This window comes from Sphingobacterium haloxyli (assembly GCF_002980525.1).
Lineage (GTDB): Bacteria > Bacteroidota > Bacteroidia > Sphingobacteriales > Sphingobacteriaceae > Sphingobacterium > Sphingobacterium haloxyli.
Genome location: NZ_PVBQ01000015.1, coordinates 33,861 through 57,912 on the forward strand (window position 1 = coordinate 33,861; position 24,052 = coordinate 57,912).

A 24,052-nucleotide genomic window follows, 5' to 3' on the forward strand; every position below is an offset into this window, starting at 1 on the left:
TAGATACTTATTGATAAAGATGATAAATTCAGCTACTCCTTTAATACGCCTCCTTTTTAAATGGTTGTTTTTAATATTGGCTATAGCCGGGCTAGTAGGCCTTCTGTCTGCTGCATTTCTATATGCTTTAAACGAAGTCACGCTGTTTCGCGAGACTCACCTTTGGATTATACTCCTGCTGCCTTTTGCCGGAATGTTTATTGTATGGTGGTATCAACAATATGGAGGAAATGCACAAAAAGGAAACAACCTTTTATTGGAAGAATATTATTATCCTACTGGACAGGGTGTTCCCTGGAAGATGGCTCCTATGGTCATTTTCACCACGTTGATTACACACCTCTTCGGCGGTTCGGCCGGGCGTGAAGGAACAGCCGTACAATACGGCGGCACAATTGCCGCACAATTCGACAAGTTCATTCCAATGGGGAAACAAGACAAACGTATTCTCCTATTATGCGGGATAGCGGCAGGATTTGCCTCGCTTTTTGGAACACCCTTAGCAGGCGCTATTTTTGCTATGGAAATGGTTCAACTAGGGAAAGTACGTTGGCGGGGCATAGGTGCAATATTGGCTACTGCCTTACTTTCCAATTGGATATGTGTATTGTGTGGCGGATTGCACACCCATTACCCCGCTATCGGTGAGGTTCCTACCTGGTCGTTTACTATTTTCGCTTATCTGCTGCTAGCCGGCATCTTGTTCGGATTGGCATCCATCTTATTTCGTTATACGGGTGCTGTATGTAGCAGAGGGTTCAATAAAATAAAACAACCGCTACTTCGTCCTTTTGTCGGTGGCATACTCATCATTTTGATCGTTCACCTTCTGCAAACCACCAAACATTTAGGCCTCGGTATCCCAACGATTATGGATGCATTTCAGCAACCGCTTCCCCCAACGGATTTCCTCATCAAAATTGGATTGACGGCACTAACGTTAAGCGCGGGCTTCAAGGGAGGAGAAGTTACCCCCCTGTTTTTTATTGGTGCGACGCTAGGCAACGCATTGGCTCCTTTCATTCCGCTTCCTTTAGCTCTCCTCGCTGCTACCGGGTTTGTTTCGGTTTTTGCGGGCTGCACAAAAACACCGATCGCGTGTACGGTGATGGCGATGGAATTATTTGGTTGGCAATACGCTGTTTTCTTCTCGATAACCTGTCTGATCAGTTATATCATTTCTGGGAAGAATGGCATTTATACCGCACAGAAGGTCAAAAATTTTAAGCTTTTTTAGATTCCTTGCTTACAGTTTAGCATATAACTCCAGATAAAGGTCTATCGCTTTCCTTTTATCCGCAGTGAGATAAAAATCAAGGCTCTCTTTAAGATACTTATGGTAATCGAAATCTTCATAAGTAGATAATCCTTGGATAACCGCTTCTGGGTCGCTCACCCCTGCTGCCAGCGCTTTATTGAATGCTTCTTTAAAATCTTCAGGGAGTTCCTTATTCGAAACCCACACCGCAAAAGCAAAAGGCAGCCCTGTCATCTCCTTCCAATAATACCCCATATCGTAAGCAAACGGTACTTTATTTTTTTTGCCAAACGTACGGTCGCCAATTAACACGTGAGCGTCTGCTTCCCCTTCGGTCAGGATCTGAATATCTCTTTTCCAATAATACTTTAAAAGAATCTGGGCCAATCCATTGGAAGTATTAGACTGCTTGTCTAATAAAAGGGTTTTGATTTCGGTAATTGGCTTTTCCGAAAAAATAAAAACAGAATCCACCGCACCATCACTGCCAATACAGTAATCGCCGATGATATAGTAGTTGGGAAGTTTAGCTAAAGCGGCGATAGGTATAATCCCCATATCAACCTCTTTATCAATTACTTTTCGTGCACATTCACTCGGGTAGTCTACGGAAAGGTTTATCGAATTAATCACCTCCGAGTTTCTTATGCCACTTAAAAACGGCAGGGTATTCGTATAAGAAACAGCGGATACGACTATTTTGTCCATTATAGATTTTCTAAATGCTTAACGTTATAGTGATCCACTATTTCAAAATAACGGCCATTATATTCCAAAACATAAAGGGCGGTATTGGTATGCGGAAAATCATCCATAAGGCATACGGAAACATTGGTCAAATGACAGAGCAAGATACGCATTGCCCGGCCGTGCATGCACACCAGAACGGTTTCTTCATCTTGCTGTTGCAACATGTGGGATATAGCTTGTTGCTGGCGGGCCACTAGCTGGTTCGGAGATTCTCCTTGCTCGATGCTTAAATCTAGGTTTCCCTCTCTCCATGAATTTACTACTTCCTCAAAACCTGTTATAATAGTGTGGTCCTGCTCTTTCCCTTCGTAAATTCCCCAGGAAATTTCATCCAGGCCCACCAATTCCTCACTCGGTATGCCTTGTTCAAGAAAGGGCTTAACGGTTTGTTTGGTCCGCAATAAGGTAGATGTATATATTTTATCGAAAGGCACATTGTTAAACGCTTCGTAAAAAGCTTGCGCTTGTTTGTGTCCAGTTTCATTAAGTGGAGAATCTACGCCTCTCCCCTGAACAATACCTTTCAAGTTTAAATCTGTTTGTCCGTGTCGGATAAAATAAAATGTCTTTCTCAATGTCTAACGGTTATTCTACTACGGGTAACGAATAATAATTTGGTTTATTTGCTTCGTCGAAAACGACATCTTTGTAATCAGTTACTACTTTATAAAGGGTGTCGCGTTCAATAGGATGTCTGCCTACTTGTTTGATAAGCTCGACCAATTCCCGGGTACTCATTGCCGGGTGTTGTTCTTCTGCACCAGCCATAGAATAGATTTTGGTCGTGTCATCCAAGGTGCCGTCTATATCATCCACGCCGAATGCTAAAGATAGTTGCGCGGTATCTCTGGAAATCATGGCCCAATAAGCTTTGATATGGTCGAAGTTGTCCATATAAATCCGCGCGATTGCATAATTTCGCAGATCTTCCACAACGGATACTTCAGGGACGTGCGACATTTGGTGACCTTGGTTACGGAACTTCAATGGAATAAATGCCTGAAAGCCGCCTGTCCTATCCTGCAGTTGGCGTAATTGCTCCATGTGGTCTATACGATGCCAAAATTCTTCAATATGCCCATACAGCATCGTAGCGTTGGTACGCATGCCTAAGCTATGCGCTTGTTCGTGAATATCCAACCATTGCTCGGCTGTACATTTGTCGCCTGCTATTTTCTCACGGACTTCCGGATGAAAAATCTCCGCTCCGCCTCCCGGCATAGAGTCAAGACCACATTCCTGCAGGTATTTCAAACCATCGTAATGGCTCATTTTTGCCTTTTTGAAGATGTAGTAATACTCTACCGGCGTAAGCCCTTTGATATGTAAGTCAGGGCGATGTGCTTTACACTGACGGAAAAAGTCGGCGTAAAAATCTAAATTCTGTTTTGGCACGACGCCGCCGGTGATATGCACCTCGGTAACTGGCTCGTCATCATACTTCTTTATTACCTGCATCATGTCAGCTACATCCATTTCCCATCCCTGTTCCCTCTCTTTAATCAATCGGGAATACGCACAGAACTTGCAGTCGTACACACATACGTTAGTTGGTTCAATGTGAAAGTTTCTGTTGAAGTAAGTATAATCGCCGTGTCTTTTTTCACGGATATAGTTCGCTAACACACCTAAATAGCCTAGCCCTCCGCGTTCGTATAGTATAACGCCCTCTTCAAAACTCACCCGCTCGCCTTGAAGTACCTTTTCGGCGATATGTTTTAGTTCGGCGTCTAAGTTTTTGTCTTGAATTAAAAAATTAAGTTTCTCCGTTGCGTTCATTTCTGCCTCCTAAACAAAGGTAATATTCTTCTTCTTTTTTTACCTCAAAAAAAGAAGCAAAAAAAATCGTCGCTTCAAATCTTTGAGGATAGGGGTAGTACTAAATATGAGTTTCTACATACCTCAAAAATTTGGATGCGATCGTTAATGTTAATTAGAGGTAGTACAATTATATTGTCCCCTCTTTAACCTTTAAATGCCACATATAAAATTTTGAAATATGTAGAAATATTATGTATGCAATATCCCTCCATTCAAAACTATTCTCGATGCGGGAGAAGTGCGGGGTAGAGGGACGCATCAAATTTTAAAGTGGCGAGGTTTTTGCTTCTTTTTCACGGGGAAAAAGAAGTTAAAAAAAACTAATCAATAAACTGCTGCATATCAATCAACCGCTTATACAACCCATTTTTCGCAATTAAATCGTGATGGTTCCCTTGCTCTACAGCACGTCCATTTTCAATCACGACGATATTATCAGCATTTTGAATCGTACTCAAACGGTGGGCAATAACCACCGTAGTTCTATTCTCCATCAGTTTATAAAGTGAATCTTGCACTAATTTTTCCGATTCCGTATCTAACGCTGAAGTAGCCTCGTCTAATAACATGATCGGTGGATTCCGTAATACAGCTCTGGCGATGCATATACGTTGCCGCTGACCGCCCGATAGTTTTGCGCCACGGTCGCCGATATTCGTCTCGTAACCGTGTTCCGTATTTAAGATAAAATCGTGTGCATTAGCAATGCGCGCAGCACGCTCTACTTCTTCCATCGTTGCGCTTGGCTGGGCGAAGGCTATGTTGTTAAATATGGTATCGTTGAACAGCACCGTTTCCTGATTGACGGTACCTATTAATGTCCGTAGGGAATCTTGTTGAAGATTCCGTATATCCTCCCCATCCATTAAGATGGCCCCTCCGGTTACATCCATAAACCTTGGAATCAAGTCAACCAAGGTTGATTTTCCTCCTCCGGAGGGACCGACCAGGGCTATCATCTTTCCTTTCGGAATTTCGATTGTAATATCCTTCAGCACTTGTTTTTCCGCATACGCAAAATCCACATTTTTAAATGCTATCTCTTGATTAAAACTATTTACCGGCTTCGCATCGGGCTTATCTGTCACCCTACTGCGCTCATCAATCAGTTCTAATACACGTTCTCCAGCAGCGATACCATTGTGGATACTCGAAAAAGACTCCGTCAGTGCCTTCGCTGGACGCATCACCTGGGAAAAGATAGCGATATATGTGATAAATTCAGAAGCCGCAAGTTCTCCCTCGCCGGCCAGGACCAAATTTCCTCCGTAGAGTAATATAATCGCCACCATCACCACGCCGAGTAATTCCGAGACTGGCGAACTCAACTGCTGTCGACGGACCATCCGCCTTAATATCTTCGAGTAGCGCTCACTTTCACCATTGAAGCGATCTTTTACAAACGGAATGGCATTGAAAGCCTTGATAATCTTCACCCCTGAAAGTGCCTCATCCAAATAGGAAATCATATTTGCATACGATTGCTGTCCCTCCCTTGCCTGTTCACGCAATTTTTTCACGATCAAGGATATACAAAATGCAGAAACAGGGATTACGGCAAGCGAAAACAGTGTTAATTTCGTAGAAAGAGCGAACAGCACCACCACATACGCAATCAGCTGCAGGGGCTCTTTAAAGGCAACTTGCAAGGTTGAAGTCACCGAAAACTGCACAACCTGTACGTCCGACGCAATTTTAGATATCACGTCCCCTTTTCTGCTATTGGTAAAATACCCCAGATGGAGATCCATGACATTGTTGAAAACGGCTTTACGCAAATTTAACAGGGTATGTATCCGTAAATTCTCCATGACACGCTGTGACAGATAACGAAACAGGTTACTGATAAATACCGATGCCACTATGACAATACATACATATTTTAAAGCTTCGTAAGGACCAATATCATAATATAATTTGTCTGCTACGTACATAAACCAATCTCCCATATTGTAGCCTTCGGGCTTAGTGACGGTCTCCACAGCATCGACATCACCCGTCCCTTTGAACAAGACTTGCAATAAGGGCGCTAACAAAGCTAGATTAAGCGTACCGAAAACTACGGTAATAACGGTACATATTATATACGGAACAGCATATTTCCCGATAGGTTTTGCGAAAGATAATAGTCTAAAGTATGTCTTCATTTACTATATTAAGACTACAAAAGTAATAAACAAAAGCGTTTTACCTAATTTAAAAGCGTCAACATCGTCCTATTGTTGCACTCATTTGATATTTTCCCTGTAAATTCGGTTTATTATTGCATTTTATCTGTAAATTAGGCGCTAAATTTGAAATTATCGATATGCATATAGAAGTTGCCCAAAGGCTGCAACATACGGAGGAGTATTACTTCTCCAAGAAGTTACGGGAGATTGACGATATGAATAAGCGTGGGGCACAGGTAATTAACTTAGGTATCGGAAGTCCCGATTTGCCCCCTCATCCCGATGTACTGCGTGTTTTAAACGAAGAAGCGAGTAAAAATAACACGCATGGCTATCAAAGCTATAGAGGAGCATCTGTTCTACGGGAGGCTATGGCAGACTGGTATATACGCTACTATGGCGTACACTTGAATCCTCAAAACGAAATCCTTCCGCTTATCGGTTCGAAAGAAGGCATTGTGCATATTTGTATGACCTATTTACAAGAAGGTGATAAGGTATTGATTCCCAATCCAGGATACCCTGCCTATACAAGCGCCGTGCGCGTAAGTGGTGCAACTGCTATTTCATATGAATTACAAGCCGAGAACCACTGGCAACCTGATTTCGAAGCATTGGAAAATAGTGATTTGAGCGGTGTGAAAATGATGTGGATTAACTATCCGCACATGCCGACGGGCACCCCTGCAACAATGGAGCTATTTGAGCGGGTTGTGGCTTTTGGTAGGAAACATAATATATTAATTTGCCACGATAACCCGTACAGCTTTATATTAAACGACAAACCGCTCAGCTTAATGGCTGTACAAGGCGCAAAAGACGTAGCCATCGAACTAAATTCAATGAGTAAGTCGTCTAATATGGCGGGTTGGCGCATTGGCATGTTAATAGCCAACGAAAATCGTATAAACGAAATACTGCGTTTTAAAAGCAATATGGATTCGGGTATGTTCCTGCCTCTACAATTGGCCGCAACTACGGCGTTACGACTGGATTCCTCTTGGTACACTGAACTCAATGCCGTGTATGCAAAACGACGAGAAAAGGTTTTCCGTATCATGGAGATGTTAAATTGTGTATACGATCCTGCACAGGTAGGGCTTTTCGTCTGGGCAAAAGTCGCTGATCGATATGCCAACGGATATGCCCTTAGTGATCGTATTTTGCATCACGCACATGTATTTATCACACCCGGTGGGATATTCGGTAACGCAGGTGAACAGTATATCCGCATCAGCTTGTGTGCGAAAGAGGACGTGCTTGACCAGGCTATCGAAAGAATCGAGAAACAGAATGAAATAAAAAACGAGGATTAAAGGGAGATTTTACGAATTACAAAAACATGAACATAACTATTATCGGGATTGGTTTAATCGGCGGATCCATTGGTATTCGTCTGAAAGAAACCCAATTCGGTGAAAAGATAATCGGCGTAGAAAAAAACGAAGCCAATGCAAAAAAAGCCTTGCAGTTTGGACTTGTTGATGAAATCCAGTCCTTGGACGATGCTATCGCATCATCCAAGATCATTATATTAACGGTACCCGTAGATGCGATCATGAACATCCTACCGAACATCTTAGACAAGGTGACCGATCAGGTGGTCGTTGATATGGGGTCTACCAAAACAAACATCTTACGGCTGATAGCGGACCATCCAAACCGAGGCCGATATATCGCTGCCCACCCGATGGCTGGTACCGAATACTCTGGTCCTGAGGCGGCCATCCCCAACTTATACAAAGACAAGGTGATGGTGTATGTCGAAGCGTTCAGAACGGACGAAGACGCTTTTGAGCGAGCCGACGCGCTGACGGAACAATTGGAAATGAAAACGACATTCATGACCGCCGAGGAACATGACATGCATACGGCCTATGTATCACATATCTCCCACCTCACGTCTTTCGCGCTCGCATTAACTGTCCTGGAAAAAGAAAAATCGCAGGGCCGCATTTTTGAGCTTGCAGGCTCTGGATTCGAATCTACAGTCCGTTTGGCAAAATCGTCTCCTGACATGTGGACGCCTATCTTTAAACAGAATCGCGATAATGTCTTAGAAGTATTAGAGGAACACATCAAACAGCTGCAAAATCTGTACACGAAACTAGAGAAGGAAGATTACGAAGGGTTACATAAGCTCATAAAAAAATCAAATAAAATCAAAAGGATCATCAAATAATTTTAAAATTATTTTTAAAATTTGTAAAACACATAACAATAATATACATTTGTTTCATTATTAGTAAAAATGACTTATTTGTTTGCACATCACATTCATTTCCATCATCGCCGTTTTGGCGATATGTAAATTAATGTGTTTCTACGTGAAGCAAAAACCCCGAGTTATCTTTCTTTTATTAATAATAGTAAACATTAAAAATCCCACATTTTGAAGAATCTTAAGATCGCTATCCAGAAATCGGGTAGATTAAATGAAAAATCGGTCCAATTGCTAAAAAACTGCGGACTTGATTTTGAAAACTATAAAAGTTCCCTTATTACAACGGTTAATAATTTCAACCTGGAAATCTTATTTCTACGCGACGATGATATCCCTGGCTATGTTGCACAAGGGATTGCCGATTTAGGTATCGTTGGTGAGAACGTTATCGATGAATCTCAAGAAAAAGTCACGTACTTGCAACGGCTCGGCTTCGGTCGCTGTACATTAAAGATCGGAATCCCAAAAGATTCAACGATACAGCAACTTCAGGACTTACAGGGTAAGGCGATAGCTACCACCTACCCTAATATCTTACAAGAGTTTCTTGCAGAACACAATTTGTCGGCGGAGATACGCCAAATTTCTGGCTCGGTAGAAATAGCGCCGGGTCTAGGCTTAAGTGACGCTATCTGCGATATTGTCTCTACAGGTGGCACGTTAAAAAGTAATGGGCTTAAACCCTTCGCTGATGTACGCCGTTCCGAAGCCATTCTTATAGGCCGCGAGGAGTTGACAGAAAACCCTATTCTATGTGAGCTATTGCAACGCGTACAATCGGTATTACGTGCTAAAGAGACGAAATACGTCGTGTTGAACGTGGAAAAAAATAATCTGCCTCAAATAACATCCCTCCTCCCGGGTGTAAAAAGTCCTACGGTAGTTCCTCTCGCGGAAGAGGGTTGGGTTGCCGTTCACACCGTTATCCCTGAAGATGATTTTTGGGATAAAATCAATAAATTAAAAGCCGCCGGCGCACAAGGTATTGTGGTCATGCCTATCGAAAAAATAATACTATAATGTTAAAACAGTATTCATTTAAGAGCTTAACAGCTGCTGATATCGAGAAATTAGTCGCGCGCAACACGGATGCCACACATACGATACAAGACACCGTATTGCAAATCATGGATGATGTACGTCTACGCGGCGATAGGTCGCTCCATGAATTCGCGTTAAAGTTTGACAAGGTAACACTTGAAAAACTTTATCTAGAAAAGGACGATATCGAGGCTTTGGCGGCAACGATCACACGTGATCAACAACGCGCATTGGAGATAGCCTTTCAAAACATCCACAAATTCCATAGTAGCCAGCTTCGGAAAGAACGGGTGGTAGAAACCATGCCGGGCGTAGCATGTTGGCGCGAGGTACGCCCTATAGAGAAAGTGGGGCTATACATTCCCGGGGGCTCGGCGGTCTTGCCTAGCACGTTGCTGATGCTCGGAGTTCCAGCTCGTATAGCCGGATGTAAAGAAATTGTAGTATGTTCTCCGCCACAACACACTGGAAAAATAAACGGCTTTGTGGCGTACTGTCTCCAATTGCTAAAAATTGAAAAGATATACCTCGTGGGCGGTGCGCAAGCCGTTGCTGCGATGGCGTATGGTACGGAAAATGTGCCCAAGGTGGACAAGATATTCGGCCCTGGAAACCAGTTCGTCACCAAAGCAAAGAGTATGGTTCAGAGCATGGTAAACGTTAGTATCGATATGCCTGCTGGACCCTCGGAAGTTTTGGTCGTGGCCGACCATACCGCTCAACCTGCTTTTGTTGCTGCTGATCTATTGGCGCAGGCTGAACACGGTCCCGACAGTCAAGCCGTACTTGTCGCTACATCAGCGTCCATTATCAAGCGTGTCAATGAAGAACTTAAAAAGCAACTCGGCGTGTTGCCCCGAGCAGAGATAGCCAATATGGCCATTAAAAACTCGTATGCCGTTGAGGTAACTGACTTACATGAAGCTCTCGATTTCTCCAATCAATATGCTCCGGAACATTTAATTTTGGAAACAGATGAATGGAAAAGCTTACTTCCGCGCATTACCAATGCAGGGTCGGTGTTTTTAGGACACCTTACCCCGGAGAGCGCAGGCGACTATGCTTCAGGCACCAATCACACCTTACCTACTTCGGGATATGCTCGTTCTTATTCTGGCGTCTCCGTAGATTCCTTTGTTAAGAAGATCACATTTCAGCACATCTCTCCCGACGGGTTACGTCATATTGGCTCCACCGTTGAGACTTTAGCCGAACTGGAAGGGTTGCATGCGCACAAAAACGCTATAAGTATCCGAAAATAAAGCCCCGCGTTCTTATTGGTTTTTCTATCTTTGCAGCATAATTTCCCAAACAAAAGCATAGAAGGTTTTGTTCTATCTACTGTTGGGTAATACTTATACAAACGAACAGCTTATTATGGCAGATAATAAAAAACACATCGTCGTTGTAGGTGGCGGATTTTCGGGTATAAATTTCGTCAAATCTTTAGGAAAAAACCACCCCTACAAAGTGACCTTGGTGGATATCAATAATTACAACTTCTTCCCTCCTTTAATTTATCAAGCAGCTACCGCTTTTATAGAAGCTTCGAATATCAGTATGCCTTTCCGCAAAATGTTTAGAAAACATCAAGGATTCTCTTTTCATCTCGGAAGATTATTGAACATCCGTGCAGAGAGCAATCTCATCGAAACGGATGCGGGCGATTTACCGTATGATTACCTGATTTTAGCGACGGGCACCGAAACTAATTTCTTCGGCATGGAGAACGTCAAGAAAAAGGCATTTCCAATGAAGAATATCACCGATGCACTCGCTATCCGGAACAAATTATTACTGAACCTCGAAGATTATATCCAACGGACAGATGACCCGGATCGGGAAGCATATATGAACATCGTTGTTGCTGGTGGTGGCCCATCTGGTGTGGAGGTTTCGGGTATGATCGCCGAGCTGAGTGAGCGTATTGTCAAAAAAGAATATCCAGAATTAGTGGGATTAAAACCAAAAATCCATCTGGTAGATGCCGGACCAGCCCTTTTAGGCCCTATGAGTAGCGTCGCTCAGAAAGAAGCGTTTGAAGTTCTGGAGAAACTAGGGATAGATATTACGTTGAATACAGCTGTCAAAGACTATGTGGATGATACGGTCATCCTAGCGAATGGCGTTGAAATAAAAACCAAGACATTGATCTGGACTTCTGGCGTTATAGCCCGCGAGTTACCAGGGCTACCAGCGGAAAAATTCGGAAGAGGACGTCGGGTTTTAGTCGATCAGTACAATGGCGTGCAAGGTTATAGCAACATTTTTGCGATCGGCGACATTTGCTTTCAAGACACAGACTCAAAATTCCCGAACGGTCATCCACAATTAGCGCAAGTTGCTATTCAACAAGGGATATTATTGGGCAAGAACATAATTGCCAAAGATCAAGGGCAAACATTAAGACCGTTTTCGTATGTGGATAAAGGAAGCATGGCCATCATAGCGCGTTACAAAGCTGTCGCCGACTTACCTAAATTCTCTTTTACTGGGTTCTTTGCTTGGCTCACTTGGTTACTTATCCATCTCTTCCCTATTGCAGGCTTCCGTAATAGGTGGAAATTGTTAGGAAACTGGGTCTGGTCTTTCTATTCCGCCAACTCCGATCTTCGTCTAATCATCCGCAGCGAACGGAAGCGGGACAACAATGAAGTAAGAACGAATATTCATGGTTAAGATAACTTCTTAACATAGATCAACAATTTAGACAGAGACTTGCCATAACTTTGTGTTATCAAAACAATAAAGTTATGGCAAAATCAATTTTACATAAAGCGGATTCCCGCGGAAAAGCAGACCACGGCTGGCTTAAGAGCTTTCATACATTTAGTTTTGCTTCCTATCATAATCCTGATCGTGTACATTTCGGTGCCCTTCGCGTGCTGAACGACGATCAGGTGGCGGGCGGACAAGGGTTTGGCGAACATCCCCATAATAACATGGAAATCATTTCCATTCCTTTGAAGGGAGAATTGAAGCATCGTGACGATATGGGAAACGCCGGGGTCATTAGGCCACGTGAAATCCAGATAATGAGTGCAGGCACTGGTATTTATCATTCCGAGTTCAACAATATTCCGGATGAGGCAGCCGAATTCCTTCAGATATGGGTTTTTCCCGATAAGCAAAATGTAGAGCCTCGCTATGATCAAGTCGCATTAAACTATAAGCAACGGCCAAATTTACTTGAGCAGATTCTTTCTCCCACCCCAGAGGATGACGGTGTGTGGATACACCAAAATGCTTGGTTTCATATAGGCATTTTTGAAAAAGGCAATAGCACGGAATATAGCCTCAAAGATCCGGCAAACAATGGTGTATATATTTTTGTTCTTACCGGTAGCGTACAAGTTGGTGATCAAATTTTGAACAAACGTGACGGCTATGGACTGTGGGAGACCGAAACGTTCACGCTTGAAGCTACTGCAGATGCAGAGATATTATTAATGGAAGTTCCAATGGAGCTACAATAGGAATTAATTATTTGAAATTATATACAGATGAAAAAGTTAACTTTATTTTTTGCATTTCTATTCGTTTCGATAGGATTGTTTGCCCAGACGACTTGGACAGCAGATCCGTACCATTCTAAATTAGGTTTTACGGTTACCCACCTGGGTATTGCGGATGTCCCCGGTCATTTCAACAAGTATGACGTATCTATCGTTTCGTCTAAAGAAGACTTTAGTGATGCTGCTATCGAATTGACTGTACAGACTAATTCGATAGACACTAGAGTGGAACCGCGGGATAATCATCTAAAAAGTGCTGATTTCTTTGACGCTGAAAAACACCCTACAATGACGTTTAAAAGCACGTCTATTGAAAAATCTGGACAAGATACGTATACGCTTAAAGGAGACCTCTCCTTAATGGGTGTTACAAAACCCGTTACCATGACGATGAAACATCGGGGAACTACGCAAAACCCAAATGCTGACGGAGCTCCTGTAGCAGGTATTCAAATTACAGGCGTCATTAAGCGGTCTGATTTTGGCCTAGGTTCGAAATTCCCCGCTCCAATGATCAGTGACGAAGTACAGATCAAAGCAGATGGTGAATTTGGGCATAAGAAGAACTAATACCTCTCAATGTAAAAAGACATCTTTATGGGATGTCTTTTTTTTTGCCTACCGCTGAAGTCGTGACCTAGATTCATTTAAATAGGTCAGCACAAATTCTTCTTTAGGTATTCTTTCTTCCTTCCTTGAGGCCACCCAGTCCATTTCCCGTCTATAGTATGCCTGATTATTCTCGGCTTTCACTCTTACCTTGTTCTTCGCGACCCTTATCGACATTACGATTGTCATTTGTGGTACTTACATTTTCACCTATTTGTCCGTCCGCATCCAGATACTTATCTTCCATCTCTTGCGCAGTGGCCTCATCTAGATTTACTTCTTTTAAACCACTTCCCGCTCCTCTGTCCGAAGATGGTTTACCTTGGGGTGCCTTGTTTCTTGCGTTTTTGCCTTTACTCATAACGATGTCTCTTATAGTCAAATAATCTCCTGTTTATATAGAGAACGTTAGCATAACCTAAAAGTTTTATTCCATTATGGTCAACATAATAGGTATTAGATAAAGCTGGGATGTTTGCGTCCCCCATCCCCGCCCCCGGCCCGCGAAGAAATAGTTCGCCCCCTTGTCGGGTTCCCAACCCTCGAACAAACAAAAAAGACACCTTAACATATGTCTTTTTGTGAAGCCGAAGTGTAGAACTTTCTCCGTTACATCTATTCTTATTTAGCTATATTTGCTGTACCAAAGTAAGCAAAATAATTTATTGGAAAATAAGCCTTTGAAAATAATAGCAATTTCGGATACGCATGGACAACATCGATCATTAAAAGTGTCCAAGGGGGATATTATTATACATACAGGAGATATAAGCAAATCGGGACGCTCAGAAGAAATCATTGATTTTTTAGATTGGTTTGCGAATCTAAATTTCCGATATAAAATATTCATTGCAGGGAACCATGATTTTCTGTTTGAAAAAGCGCGTAAGGATGTTATTGAAAAAATGATTCCAAATGGCGTCACTTATCTAAATGATTCCGGTGTAGAAATAGAAGGCGTCAAGATTTGGGGATCCCCCATCACACCTTGGTTCAACGACTGGGCTTTTAATCGGGATCGAGGAAGTGAAATAAAAAAACATTGGGATTTAATTCCCGATGATACTGATATATTAATTACGCATGGCCCGCCATTCGGTATATTAGATGAAACGGTCTATGGGAAGCGAACGGGATGTGAAGAATTATTATTGCGTGTTTCCCAAGTGAAGCCTCAATATCATATATTCGGCCATATCCACGAGGATTACGGTAGCTCTACTAAGGGTAAAACTACTTTTATTAATGCTAGCGTGCTGGACGACTGGTATGAGATGAGGAATGAGCCAGTGGAGATTATTACCACCTCGTTTTTCACCTCGGACATTTGCCCTTCCCTTCGATAAAAATTTTCATCCCTCCCACAAAATAAAAGCCCAACTTCCGTTGAGCTTTTATTTGTGGAGCCGGAGAGATTCGAACTCTCGTCCAGACATAGTACAGTGTACGCTTTCTACATGCTTAGTTTCTCTTTTGTTGTCGGGAGAGGGAAGGTGAGAAACTTACCTATACCGTTCTCCGTATTTGCTGTATCTCACCGGTGCTTAGCAAAATCACACCGGCCAGTTCTATTGTTCGATGCCCCTGATGTTAGACCAAAGAACAGGATCTAACGGGACAAATAGCTATGTTAAGTCTAACTTAAGCAGCTAAGGCGTAGTTTTCTTCGCCAGTTGTAAAGTTGAAAGTTCAGATTTAAGTGCTAGACTAACAATGCACTGCATGCTTACATAACCATCGCTATCCTGTCAATTCCGGTCGACCCCATGATTATATAGCCTACAAAATTACGAAAATTTATTTGTTTTTGCTATATTTAAGACGAAAACAGATATTTTAGTTTTACTTAAACACACTTCATGGCTACAGAAACAAAAACGAACCCGGAAAATGCACCGCTAGAAACCGCGGCATCAATAGCAAAACCTACAGAAAAAGTAGATAAGACTGCTACCGCTAAACCAATTGCTACTAGCAAAACGAAAGCAGCTTCCACAGGAAAAACTATAACGGCAAAAACCGGAAACACTGCAAGGCCTGCTACGACAGCAAGCAAATCCGCTGCAAGGAAGCCAACTGCTCCTAGCAAACCAAAAGTGGCCTCGCCAGCGAAAACCACGGCGGCAAAAACTGGAGTCGCGGTAAAAGCTACGACAACTACGGAAAACAAAACTGCAGCAGCAAAACCTGCTACGGCGAGCAAGCCAAAGACAACTTCTACTGCAAAACCAGCAGCACCGAAAAGCGGAGGTACTACGAAAACTACGACGACAGAAAACAAGACTACAGCGGCAAAACCTGCTGCGAGCAAGCCTAAGCCAACTTCTGCGACAAAAACGACAGCACCAAAAAGTGCTAGTACGAAAAAACCTGCCGCTCAAGCAAAAAACGTCTCCGCAACACCCTCTCCAGCAGAGAAAAGTCAAAAAAAAGAGGGAAAATCAGCCGACGCTAAGAAGCTTGTTAAAGAGGCATCTTATAAAAGTGAAGTAAAAGAGCGAGTGAAGCCCGGCAAAAAGAAGGAAAAGGATAAAAAGGAAAAGAAACAAGAAAGCAAAAAAAGCACGCCAAAATCTAAAAAGACGGCCGACAAGAAGACAAAGGTAAAAGATGAAAAACAGCTTGGCGGACTCAAAAAGAAATTAAAAAAGCTGATTGAGGACGTACTTGATAAAAAGGAAAAGAAAGCGAAACAAGGAAAGAAAAAGGGGAAATAGAAATTTGCAGAATAGCCACGGTTTAGGCGGTGGCTACTCTCTCCTATATATACCACACGCCAGCGATCAAACTTCAAAGTAGACTTCGAATTTCTAGTTGCGGCGAATTTCGTAAAATGCCTATATTATAAGATTACTTCTGTAGATTTTCTGATCTGGATACCGTGCCTATCCCTGAGTTCTTCAAAGCGTTGTCGTGTACTGTCTTCAAAACCAATAATTGGAGACATGCAGTCTTCCAATAGCGTAATACGAGAGGTAACCGATCTGTCGGCTGCATAATACTCCAGGATCTGCTCCACAGAAGCCAACACGCAGTGGCTCGAAGCCTCTCCAGCGATAAAAATAGCATCACAGTTTTGGATGGCATCGAGCACAGCATAGTTTATATAGTGTTCCTTGTCATACTCTGCTTTGATGATACCATACATCTCCGTATATGGATTTTGACCTTTATAAATCAATTTGGGGGTGGCGTTACGTGCTGCGGCATGGAAATATAGCATCTTTGTAAACTCGGATTCGAGTTTCGCACCGAATGTGCCCTCCAGACAATGGTACGGCCAGATACAAAGCTGTTTATTACCCGCAGACTCTAGGTTACGAAGATATTCTAAAGAGCGCTCCGATTCTCCATTGGCGGCGACCCAAATACCGCTTGCCACATCTTCATAACTGATAATTGTGAAAGGTTTCGGGTGCTTACCTTCTTGATCCAACCACCAGACCGGATGAAAGATTTGCATCATCGAATGACAATCTAGGCTACAGATCACGTGGGTGAGTGACTCGAGATTACAATACATCCATCGCGTAAGACGTTGTACATCCCCTTTCGAACCAGCAACTGGCAGGCTGCCGATATTTTGCATAAAATCGTTTTGCACATCGATCGCCAAAAGAAGTGCTCGCTGCCTATCCTTCGAAGCATGCGGAATATTTTCACCTCGTGCTAACGTCAAGATATCAGTTATGCTTTCTTTGCTTTCAAACGACGCAATGCGATTGACATCGATAATATTTTCGTATGTTGTTTTCATCTATAGATAACTTGACTCTAAAGGCTATCGAAGCCCCTCCCACCAGGCCATATTCGACGCCATACTATCCATATATACCAGTTGCCCTATCTTAGGGGTAATAAGTTTGACATGGCTTTCTTGAGCCGCTTTGGTAATTCTAATTAATGGTTCGTCCCATGCGTGATTTGCCAACGGAAATTTTGCGGAATGGACGGGAATCACATGAGTTGCTCGTAGATCTGCGGTCGCTGTTATGACTTCTTCGGGCATCATGTGTATGTAATGCCACATTTCGTTGTACTGTCCGTTCTCGAGAATCGCAAAATCAAACGGCCCATGTTGTTGCCCTATCTCCTTAAAATGTTGACCATAGCCACTATCACCTCCCAAGAACAACTTTTTAGATCCATCCAAGACGAACGACGACCAAAGCGTTGTATTTCTCTTAAATGTACGGCCCGAGAAATGCCTTGACGTAGTCGAAGTGATTTTCATACCGTCCAGCTCAAGGCTGTCTCCCCAGTATAATTCAGTAATCTGATCGGCGGGATATCCCCATTTTTCCAAGTGAGCCCCTACCCCTAAGCCAGTGACGATGTGTTTAACCTTATGTTTAAGCTGCATGAACGTATTGTAATCCAAGTGATCCCAATGATCATGCGTAATAAAGAGTATATCTATCTCAGGCATATCCTGAACAGCGTAATCGTAAGTACTATTAAAAGCACGCACGCTGATACGCACCGGAGTAGCGTATTTGCTGAACACGGGGTCTACCAAAATTCTCTTTCCATCCAATTGGATAAAATACGATGAATGTCCGAACCACACATAAACATTGCTGTCGGTTGGAAGGGTGTGTAAATCACTTTTGACGACAGGTATGGAATCTTGAGGCGCATTGCGCACCTTTTTTGTAAAGAAAAATCCCTTAATGATATCTTGATAAGTGACACCTTCCGCTAACGCCGGCGTAGGTTCAAGATTATCAAATGCCCCATTTTTATAGTTAGGCTTGCTTTGCATTCGCGCAAGACGTTCTCCTGTAGCGTTTGCGCCAAAACGATCATGACGCAGATAGAGAAGTCCGCCGACAATCAGCAATACAACTAGGATCAGTAAAATCTGCATACTCCGAATTAAAAACTTTTTCATTGACGCAACCAAAATTAGCGGAATACATCTCATCTAAAAGTCATAATTAACAGCGCTTAAAATTTCACTGTCATAAAACGCCAATTTAAGGTATCAATAACCGTGAGCTGATCGGTAGCCATGGGTAGTCCGACAATTATTTTAAGTACCATCATAGCCATCATTGTTCCAACAATGCCGGGCAATGGACCCAATACACCATTTCGATCACAGTTGGGCACGTCTTCGGGATTAGGAGCTTCAGGAAATAGGTCTCTAAGGTTTTTGCTCCGGTTATAGTTAAAAACAGCCACTTGTCCCTCAAAAGCAAAAATACTCCCATAGACCAATGGCTTATTCAATGCTACACAGGCGTCGTTAACAATATAGCGCGTAGTAAAGTTATCTGATCCGTCCACCACCATATCATAATCTCGGATCAAATCCCGAGCATTCTCTATAGTTACCTTGAGATGGAGAGGCACGAAGCTGATATGGCTATTGAAATTTCTTACAAAATCGCTGGCACTATCCACCTTGGACTTTCCAATCGCACTTTCCAGATGGATAACCTGCCTATTAAGATTATGCATTTCCACTTCATCAAAGTCGACCACCGCTAAACCGCCTACACCGGCAGCGGCTAAATACTGTATTACTGGACTACCTAGTCCGCCCGCTCCTATCACAAGCACCTTGGCTTCACCGATTTTTCGCTGGCCGACAACGCCTATTTCCTCAATAAATATCTGTCTGCTGTACCGGTTGAAAACGTCATCTGCATGCATTGTTTCTGTTTATCTATTTACGCTATCCTTTATTTTTCTCCAAAACTGCTGGAGCAGAGATCAAAATTACCAATAATTATCCCAATCTTTCATAACGGGTTCATACCCCACCTGATAAATTACGTTCCGTATTTCGTCCATGCTACGTTCGTCACTAGTTTCAAACTGTTCTAACGATTGGGGATCCACCACATATCCTCCAGGATTGGTTTTCGATGCCGCGCTCATCATAGTAGCCCCGAGGGAAATAATATGGTTTCTAAATTTTTCATTCTCGCGGGTGGAAACAGAAATCTCCAAGTCCGGATTCCAGATTCTATACGCACAGATCAGCTGTAGTAAATCCCGATCTTCCATAACAAAGTTCGGTTCTATAATCCCTTCAGCCGGTCGCAATCGAGGAAAAGAAACCGAATATTTCGTCTGCCAGTAGGTCTTCTGCAAGTAATCAATATGTAAAGCATTAAAGAAACTATCTACCCGCCAATCTTCCAAACCTAGTAATACACCTAGTCCGATTTTGTGCAATCCTGCCTGCCCTATCCTGTCAGGTGTATCCAAGCGGAATGCGAAGTTTGACTTTTTACCTTTCGGATGATATTGCTTATATACTTCCTCATGGTAGGTTTCCTGATAGACGAGCACGGCGTGAACACCAGCCCGGTGCAATGCCTCGTATTCCTCTTCTAACAGTGGTTGCACCTCTATGGAAATATGCGCAAAAAGTGGGCGTAATAGTTTTATTGCATTAAGAAAATAATCTACACCTACGGTTTTATTCGCCTCCCCGCTGACTAAAAGAACGTGATTTACGCCCATAGCTTTTAGTGCGGCTGCCTCCTGCATAATTTCTATGCTACTTAAAGTTTTACGTTTAAGCTGATTATCCATGCTAAAGCCGCAATACGTACAGATGTTCTGGCATTCGTTGCTAAGATACAGCGGCGCGAACAGCTGTATGGTTTTTCCAAACCGCTTTTGAGTAAGTCGTTGCGCCATATACGCCATTTCCTCCAACGAGTGGCTTGCTTCAGGCGATAAAAGCACTAAAAAATCGTCTAATGTTTTTTTAGTCTTATGAAGGCTTCGCCGTACATCCGAATTACGGACGTCGTAGATTCTTTCGTGAATGGAATCCCATCGATATTCATGGAATTTATGCTGGAATGATTGCATTTTTATCCGTTTTCTAGTCCAACAAAAAGTTCGTCAAGGGACTGGAAGCTACCGCAACCGTCTGCGAAGCAGGTAAGCCTGCTTCATATGCCCTTCGCCCAGCAACAACTGCCTCTTTAAACGCGACCGCCATCGCTGTCGGATCGTTCGCAACCGCAATAGCTGTGTTGACCAAGACCGCATCGGCTCCTATTTCCATTGCCTTTGCTGCATCCGAAGGCGCACCAATACCGGCATCGACTACTACTGGAACATTGCTTTGTTCTATGATAATTTCTAAAAAGTTTAACGTTAGTAATCCTTTGTTGCTACCAATAGGCGCACCGAGCGGCATAACAGCTGCCGTCCCCACGTCTTCCAGCCGTTTGCACAAGACCGGATCGGCGTGGATGTATGGCAAAACAACAAAACCTTCCTTTACCAATAGTTCAGTGGCTTTGAGTGTCTCAATCGGATCAGGCAAAAGATATCGTGGATCGGGATGAATTTCCAATTTTATCCAGTTAGTTTCCAGAGCCTCTCTTGCCAGTTGTGCCGCTAGGACAGCCTCCTCTGCATTTCTTGCACCCGATGTATTCGGCAATAGACTGACATCCGGAATCTGTAAAGCCTGCAACAAATCGTCCGCACCGGACTGTAAATCCACGCGTTTTAAAGCCATCGTTACCAATTCCGATCCGGAACTCCGGACGGCTTCCGTCATCTCTTCCAATTTACCAAACTTCCCGGTTCCTAAGAACAGTCTGGAATTAAATATTTTATCTGCAATATGTAGTCTACTCATGATAATAATTTTTTAAAATCAGAAATACTCACCGGATTGTCCGTTATCGTTTTGGATATCGCAATGCCGTAAACGCCTTCTTCCAACAATGACGGGATATCGGCAAGGTTGATCCCACCTATAGCATAAATGGGTGGAAAATGGATATGTCGCTCTTTTAAATAAAGGATTATCTTTCGGTAACCCTCCAATCCCAAAATCGGACTTAATTTTTCCTTTGTACTGGTCGATCGATATGGTCCTAATCCAATATAGTCGCAACCCTCGTCGATTCTTTTTAATACATTTTCTATCGTATTTGTGGTACCACCGATGATCTTTCCCTCGCCTAAAATGTGTCGGGCCTTTGCAATACCCTCATCTTCCAATCCCAAATGCACACCATCGGCATCGACCTGCTTGGCAAGCACTATGCTATCATTGATAATATAGGTCGCCCGATAATGTACACATAGTGTCCTTACCTTTTCGGCAAGCTTCTGGCGTTGTTCATTGGTCGCGTTTTTCCAGCGCAACTGGATCCAATCAGCTCCATTATCTAAAGCCTGCTGGATATTATAGTCCTGCTCCTTAGCTGTAGCGCCCTGTGATATATATTGTAATTTACTTCGCATTATGATGACGAAATCCCAGTGGGGATGTGTTTGTTTATTGTTTCAAATACCTGTATCGGCTCTGGGTGGTTCCAAACCGCGCCCAATAAGGCGATGGCATCTGCGCCTGCGCTCAAAACCTGGGCATAGTTTTGCTGATCTATACCGCCCAACCCTACTAGCCGCACCGCTAGATTGCTCCGCAGCGGCAAGTCGTCTAGCGTCGTATGGCCAACCCCGTATCCTTTTTTTGAGATACTGGGGAAAACCGGCGATAAAAAGGCATAATCCCATACAATATCTAAGCTATTGAAAGCTGCTATCGTATGGACCGAAGTGGATAACGTAAAGCCATTCATGAATGCTTCGTGTTTGTTCTGCTTCCGATCTTCCTCCCTGAAATGCAAGCGCTCAATTCCCAATTCGGTTGCTAAGTGAAAATGCGAATGTGTTACTAAGCGATGCCTATAACCGCTATCTATGCCGTTTACATACGCCATCATTTCCGTATCGGTTAACTGGTATTTACGGATATGAAATAGCGGCAGCCCCCTTTCTAAAAGCGCATTGATAACCGCTGATTCATGTACCACAGGCTGTTCTGGCGATAGCAGAATAATCATAAATAGATTTCTTTGCCTTGTTCAACAAACTCTTTAGACTTCTCTGCCATTCCTTGTTTAGCCACATCTCGGATCTCTTGCGTGATTTTCATCGAACAGAATTTTGGGCCACACATAGAACAGAAATGAGCGACCTTGGCACCATCTGCGGGTAGTGTCTCATCGTGGAATTCACGTGCGGTATCAGGATCGAGCGATAAGTTGAACTGATCTTCCCAACGGAACTCAAACCTTGCTTTGCTCAATGCGTTATCTCGATATTGGGCTCCCGGGTGACCCTTTGCCAAATCAGCTGCATGGGCCGCTAGTTTGTAGGTGATGACACCATCTTTCACATCTTTTTTATTGGGTAGGCCCAGATGTTCTTTCGGCGTTACATAGCATAGCATGGCACAACCATACCAACCGATCATCGCGGCTCCAATGGCTGACGTGATGTGGTCGTATCCCGGTGCGATGTCGGTCGTTAGCGGTCCCAACGTATAAAAAGGAGCTTCATCACATTCCGCTAACTGCTTTTCCATATTCTCCTTAATCATGTGCATGGGTACATGCCCTGGTCCTTCGATCATCACCTGCACATCATGTTTCCAAGCTATTTTGGTCAACTCTCCCAGCGTTTCCAATTCGGCAAACTGCGCCGCGTCGTTGGCATCGGCGATCGATCCTGGCCGCAAGCCGTCGCCCAATGAAAAGGCTACATCGTAGCGCTTCATAATTTCACAAATTTCTTCAAAATGGGTATATAAAAAATTCTCTTTATGATGGAATAAACACCATTTTGCCATAATAGAGCCTCCGCGGGATACAATACCCGTTACGCGGTCAGCCGTCAAATGTATATACCTTAAGAGAACGCCCGCATGAATCGTGAAATAAGACACCCCCTGCTCTGCCTGTTCTATCAAGGTATCCCTAAAAACCTCCCATGTAAGGTCTTCAGCAACGCCGTTCACCTTCTCCAGCGCTTGATAAATCGGCACTGTACCAATGGGCACCGGAGAATTACGAATAATCCATTCTCTTGTTTCGTGGATATTTTTTCCGGTAGACAAGTCCATAATGGTATCTGCTCCCCATCGACAGGCCCATACTGCTTTTTCCACCTCCTCTTCGATACTGGATGAAACCGCGCTATTTCCGATATTGGCATTTATCTTCACGAGAAAATTACGACCGATAATCATTGGTTCGCTTTCCGGGTGATTGATGTTATTGGGGATAATTGCTCTTCCTGCTGCAACCTCATCGCGTACAAACTCTGGTGTGATCTTTTGTTTAGGGGTACGTGCACCAAAACTATCACCGGCATGCTGCTGACGCATAGCCGTAGTTGCGGCTTCCAATTGCTCTATACGTTGGTTTTCACGAATAGCGATATATTCCATTTCGGGGGTGATAATGCCTTTTCTGGCATAATGCAATTGCGTTACATTGCCACCCTCCGTGGCAACCTTCGGTTTATGGCTATATTCGAAACGCAACTCGTCTAGACTTTGGTCGGCCAATCGTGCTTTTCCGTATTCGGAGCTGATACTCTCCAACACCTCAACATCTCCTCTATCCAATATCCACTGTTCGCGGATCCTCGGAAGCCCTTTTCGAACATCTATACTGGCGTGTTCGTCTGTGTACGGGCCCGAGGTGTCATACACTGTAATCGGCGGATTAATATCGATTTCTCCCGTACTCAATTTGGTAGGATGTTGGGCAATTTCGCGCATGGCAATTTTAATCGGGAAGAGTTTTCCTTCGACATACACTTTTCTGGAGTTAGGAAATGGTTTGTGTGTGATTGTTTGCTTAATCATAATATGCTGATTTGA

At 43.3% G+C, this 24,052-nt stretch carries 23 protein-coding genes and 1 other RNA gene; 10 read left to right on the top strand and 14 right to left on the bottom strand.

The features are described from left to right. The first annotated feature begins 19 nt into the window (after window positions 1-19). Window positions 20-1,237 carry a chloride channel protein gene (locus C5745_RS16005; RefSeq protein WP_105718022.1) on the top strand — a complete coding sequence of 406 codons (1,218 nt, stop codon included), beginning with the start codon at window positions 20-22 and terminating at the stop codon, window positions 1,235-1,237. A 9-nt stretch (window positions 1,238-1,246) separates the two neighbouring features. Here the strand turns inward: C5745_RS16005 and C5745_RS16010 are convergent, their stop codons facing one another. From C5745_RS16010 to C5745_RS16025, 4 genes are all read right to left on the bottom strand, one after another. After that, a complete protein-coding gene (locus C5745_RS16010; protein ID WP_105718023.1) occupies window positions 1,247-1,966 on the bottom strand; it encodes a menaquinone biosynthetic enzyme MqnA/MqnD family protein in 720 nt (239 codons plus the stop codon). Next, window positions 1,966-2,583 (bottom strand): histidine phosphatase family protein, encoded by a 618-nt coding sequence (locus C5745_RS16015; RefSeq protein WP_105718024.1) that lies wholly within the window; start codon window positions 2,581-2,583, stop codon window positions 1,966-1,968. Before C5745_RS16015 ends, C5745_RS16010 begins: the two co-directional genes overlap by 1 nt. Before the next feature lie 10 nt (window positions 2,584-2,593). Continuing rightward, complete coding sequence (mqnE, locus tag C5745_RS16020) at window positions 2,594-3,787, bottom strand: aminofutalosine synthase MqnE (RefSeq protein ID WP_105718025.1); 1,194 nt, start codon at window positions 3,785-3,787, stop codon at window positions 2,594-2,596. 362 nt (window positions 3,788-4,149) lie between these two features. Beyond that, on the bottom strand, window positions 4,150-5,976 hold the full coding sequence (locus C5745_RS16025) for an ABC transporter ATP-binding protein (RefSeq protein WP_105718026.1): 1,827 nt from the start codon (window positions 5,974-5,976) through the stop codon (window positions 4,150-4,152). Window positions 5,977-6,137: 161 nt separating this feature from the next. Between C5745_RS16025 and C5745_RS16030 the strand changes: the two genes are divergently transcribed. The 7 genes from C5745_RS16030 (at window position 6,138) to C5745_RS16060 (ending at window position 13,350) form a co-directional block, all read left to right on the top strand. Beyond that, entirely contained in the window at window positions 6,138-7,316 is a 1,179-nt protein-coding gene (locus C5745_RS16030) for a pyridoxal phosphate-dependent aminotransferase (RefSeq protein WP_105718077.1), read from the top strand. A gap of 26 nt (window positions 7,317-7,342) precedes the next feature. Further along, window positions 7,343-8,182 carry a prephenate dehydrogenase gene (locus C5745_RS16035; RefSeq protein WP_105718027.1) on the top strand — a complete coding sequence of 280 codons (840 nt, stop codon included), beginning with the start codon at window positions 7,343-7,345 and terminating at the stop codon, window positions 8,180-8,182. A 210-nt stretch (window positions 8,183-8,392) separates the two neighbouring features. Beyond that, window positions 8,393-9,244: an ATP phosphoribosyltransferase gene (gene hisG, locus C5745_RS16040; protein ID WP_105718028.1), complete on the top strand. Its 852-nt coding sequence runs from the start codon at window positions 8,393-8,395 to the stop codon at window positions 9,242-9,244. Then, window positions 9,244-10,527 (top strand): histidinol dehydrogenase, encoded by a 1,284-nt coding sequence (gene hisD, locus C5745_RS16045; RefSeq protein WP_105718029.1) that lies wholly within the window; start codon window positions 9,244-9,246, stop codon window positions 10,525-10,527. The genes hisG and hisD overlap by 1 nt, the downstream gene beginning before the upstream one ends. A 115-nt stretch (window positions 10,528-10,642) precedes the next feature. Further along, window positions 10,643-11,944, top strand: a complete 1,302-nt coding sequence (locus C5745_RS16050; protein ID WP_105718078.1) for an NAD(P)/FAD-dependent oxidoreductase — start codon at window positions 10,643-10,645, stop codon at window positions 11,942-11,944. A gap of 74 nt (window positions 11,945-12,018) precedes the next feature. Then, window positions 12,019-12,741, top strand: a complete 723-nt coding sequence (locus tag C5745_RS16055; protein ID WP_105718030.1) for a pirin family protein — start codon at window positions 12,019-12,021, stop codon at window positions 12,739-12,741. 27 nt (window positions 12,742-12,768) lie between these two features. Further along, entirely contained in the window at window positions 12,769-13,350 is a 582-nt protein-coding gene (locus tag C5745_RS16060) for a YceI family protein (RefSeq protein WP_105718031.1), read from the top strand. A gap of 166 nt (window positions 13,351-13,516) precedes the next feature. Here the strand turns inward: C5745_RS16060 and C5745_RS16065 are convergent, their stop codons facing one another. Continuing rightward, on the bottom strand, window positions 13,517-13,750 hold the full coding sequence (locus C5745_RS16065) for a hypothetical protein (protein WP_105718032.1): 234 nt from the start codon (window positions 13,748-13,750) through the stop codon (window positions 13,517-13,519). A gap of 319 nt (window positions 13,751-14,069) precedes the next feature. On the opposite strand from C5745_RS16065, the gene C5745_RS16070 reads away from it, so the two are divergent. Next, window positions 14,070-14,735 (top strand): metallophosphatase domain-containing protein, encoded by a 666-nt coding sequence (locus tag C5745_RS16070; protein ID WP_105718079.1) that lies wholly within the window; start codon window positions 14,070-14,072, stop codon window positions 14,733-14,735. 52 nt (window positions 14,736-14,787) lie between these two features. Here C5745_RS16070 and ssrA read toward each other — a convergent pair. Continuing rightward, window positions 14,788-15,155, bottom strand: a transfer-messenger RNA (tmRNA) gene (gene ssrA, locus C5745_RS16075). Between the two features lie 93 nt (window positions 15,156-15,248). Between ssrA and C5745_RS16080 the strand changes: the two genes are divergently transcribed. Then, complete coding sequence (locus C5745_RS16080; RefSeq protein ID WP_105718033.1) at window positions 15,249-16,106, top strand: hypothetical protein; 858 nt, start codon at window positions 15,249-15,251, stop codon at window positions 16,104-16,106. 125 nt (window positions 16,107-16,231) lie between these two features. Here the strand turns inward: C5745_RS16080 and C5745_RS16085 are convergent, their stop codons facing one another. The 8 genes from C5745_RS16085 to thiC form a co-directional block, all read right to left on the bottom strand. After that, window positions 16,232-17,146: a cysteine hydrolase family protein gene (locus C5745_RS16085; protein ID WP_105718034.1), complete on the bottom strand. Its 915-nt coding sequence runs from the start codon at window positions 17,144-17,146 to the stop codon at window positions 16,232-16,234. Window positions 17,147-17,170: 24 nt separating this feature from the next. After that, window positions 17,171-18,259, bottom strand: a complete 1,089-nt coding sequence (locus tag C5745_RS16090) for an MBL fold metallo-hydrolase (protein WP_105718080.1) — start codon at window positions 18,257-18,259, stop codon at window positions 17,171-17,173. A gap of 80 nt (window positions 18,260-18,339) precedes the next feature. Further along, the gene (locus C5745_RS16095) at window positions 18,340-19,050 is read right to left on the bottom strand and encodes a HesA/MoeB/ThiF family protein (RefSeq protein ID WP_105718035.1); all 711 of its coding nucleotides are present in this window, start codon (window positions 19,048-19,050) and stop codon (window positions 18,340-18,342) included. 66 nt (window positions 19,051-19,116) lie between these two features. Then, complete coding sequence (gene thiH, locus C5745_RS16100) at window positions 19,117-20,226, bottom strand: 2-iminoacetate synthase ThiH (RefSeq protein WP_105718036.1); 1,110 nt, start codon at window positions 20,224-20,226, stop codon at window positions 19,117-19,119. Between the two features lie 13 nt (window positions 20,227-20,239). After that, window positions 20,240-21,010 carry a thiazole synthase gene (locus C5745_RS16105; RefSeq protein WP_105718037.1) on the bottom strand — a complete coding sequence of 257 codons (771 nt, stop codon included), beginning with the start codon at window positions 21,008-21,010 and terminating at the stop codon, window positions 20,240-20,242. Continuing rightward, window positions 21,007-21,624, bottom strand: a complete 618-nt coding sequence (gene thiE, locus C5745_RS16110) for a thiamine phosphate synthase (protein ID WP_105718038.1) — start codon at window positions 21,622-21,624, stop codon at window positions 21,007-21,009. Before thiE ends, C5745_RS16105 begins: the two co-directional genes overlap by 4 nt. Further along, window positions 21,624-22,226, bottom strand: a complete 603-nt coding sequence (locus tag C5745_RS16115; RefSeq protein ID WP_105718039.1) for a thiamine phosphate synthase — start codon at window positions 22,224-22,226, stop codon at window positions 21,624-21,626. Before C5745_RS16115 ends, thiE begins: the two co-directional genes overlap by 1 nt. Beyond that, window positions 22,223-24,037, bottom strand: a complete 1,815-nt coding sequence (thiC, locus tag C5745_RS16120) for a phosphomethylpyrimidine synthase ThiC (RefSeq protein WP_105718040.1) — start codon at window positions 24,035-24,037, stop codon at window positions 22,223-22,225. The genes C5745_RS16115 and thiC overlap by 4 nt, the downstream gene beginning before the upstream one ends. Between the last annotated feature and the right edge of the window lie 15 nt (window positions 24,038-24,052).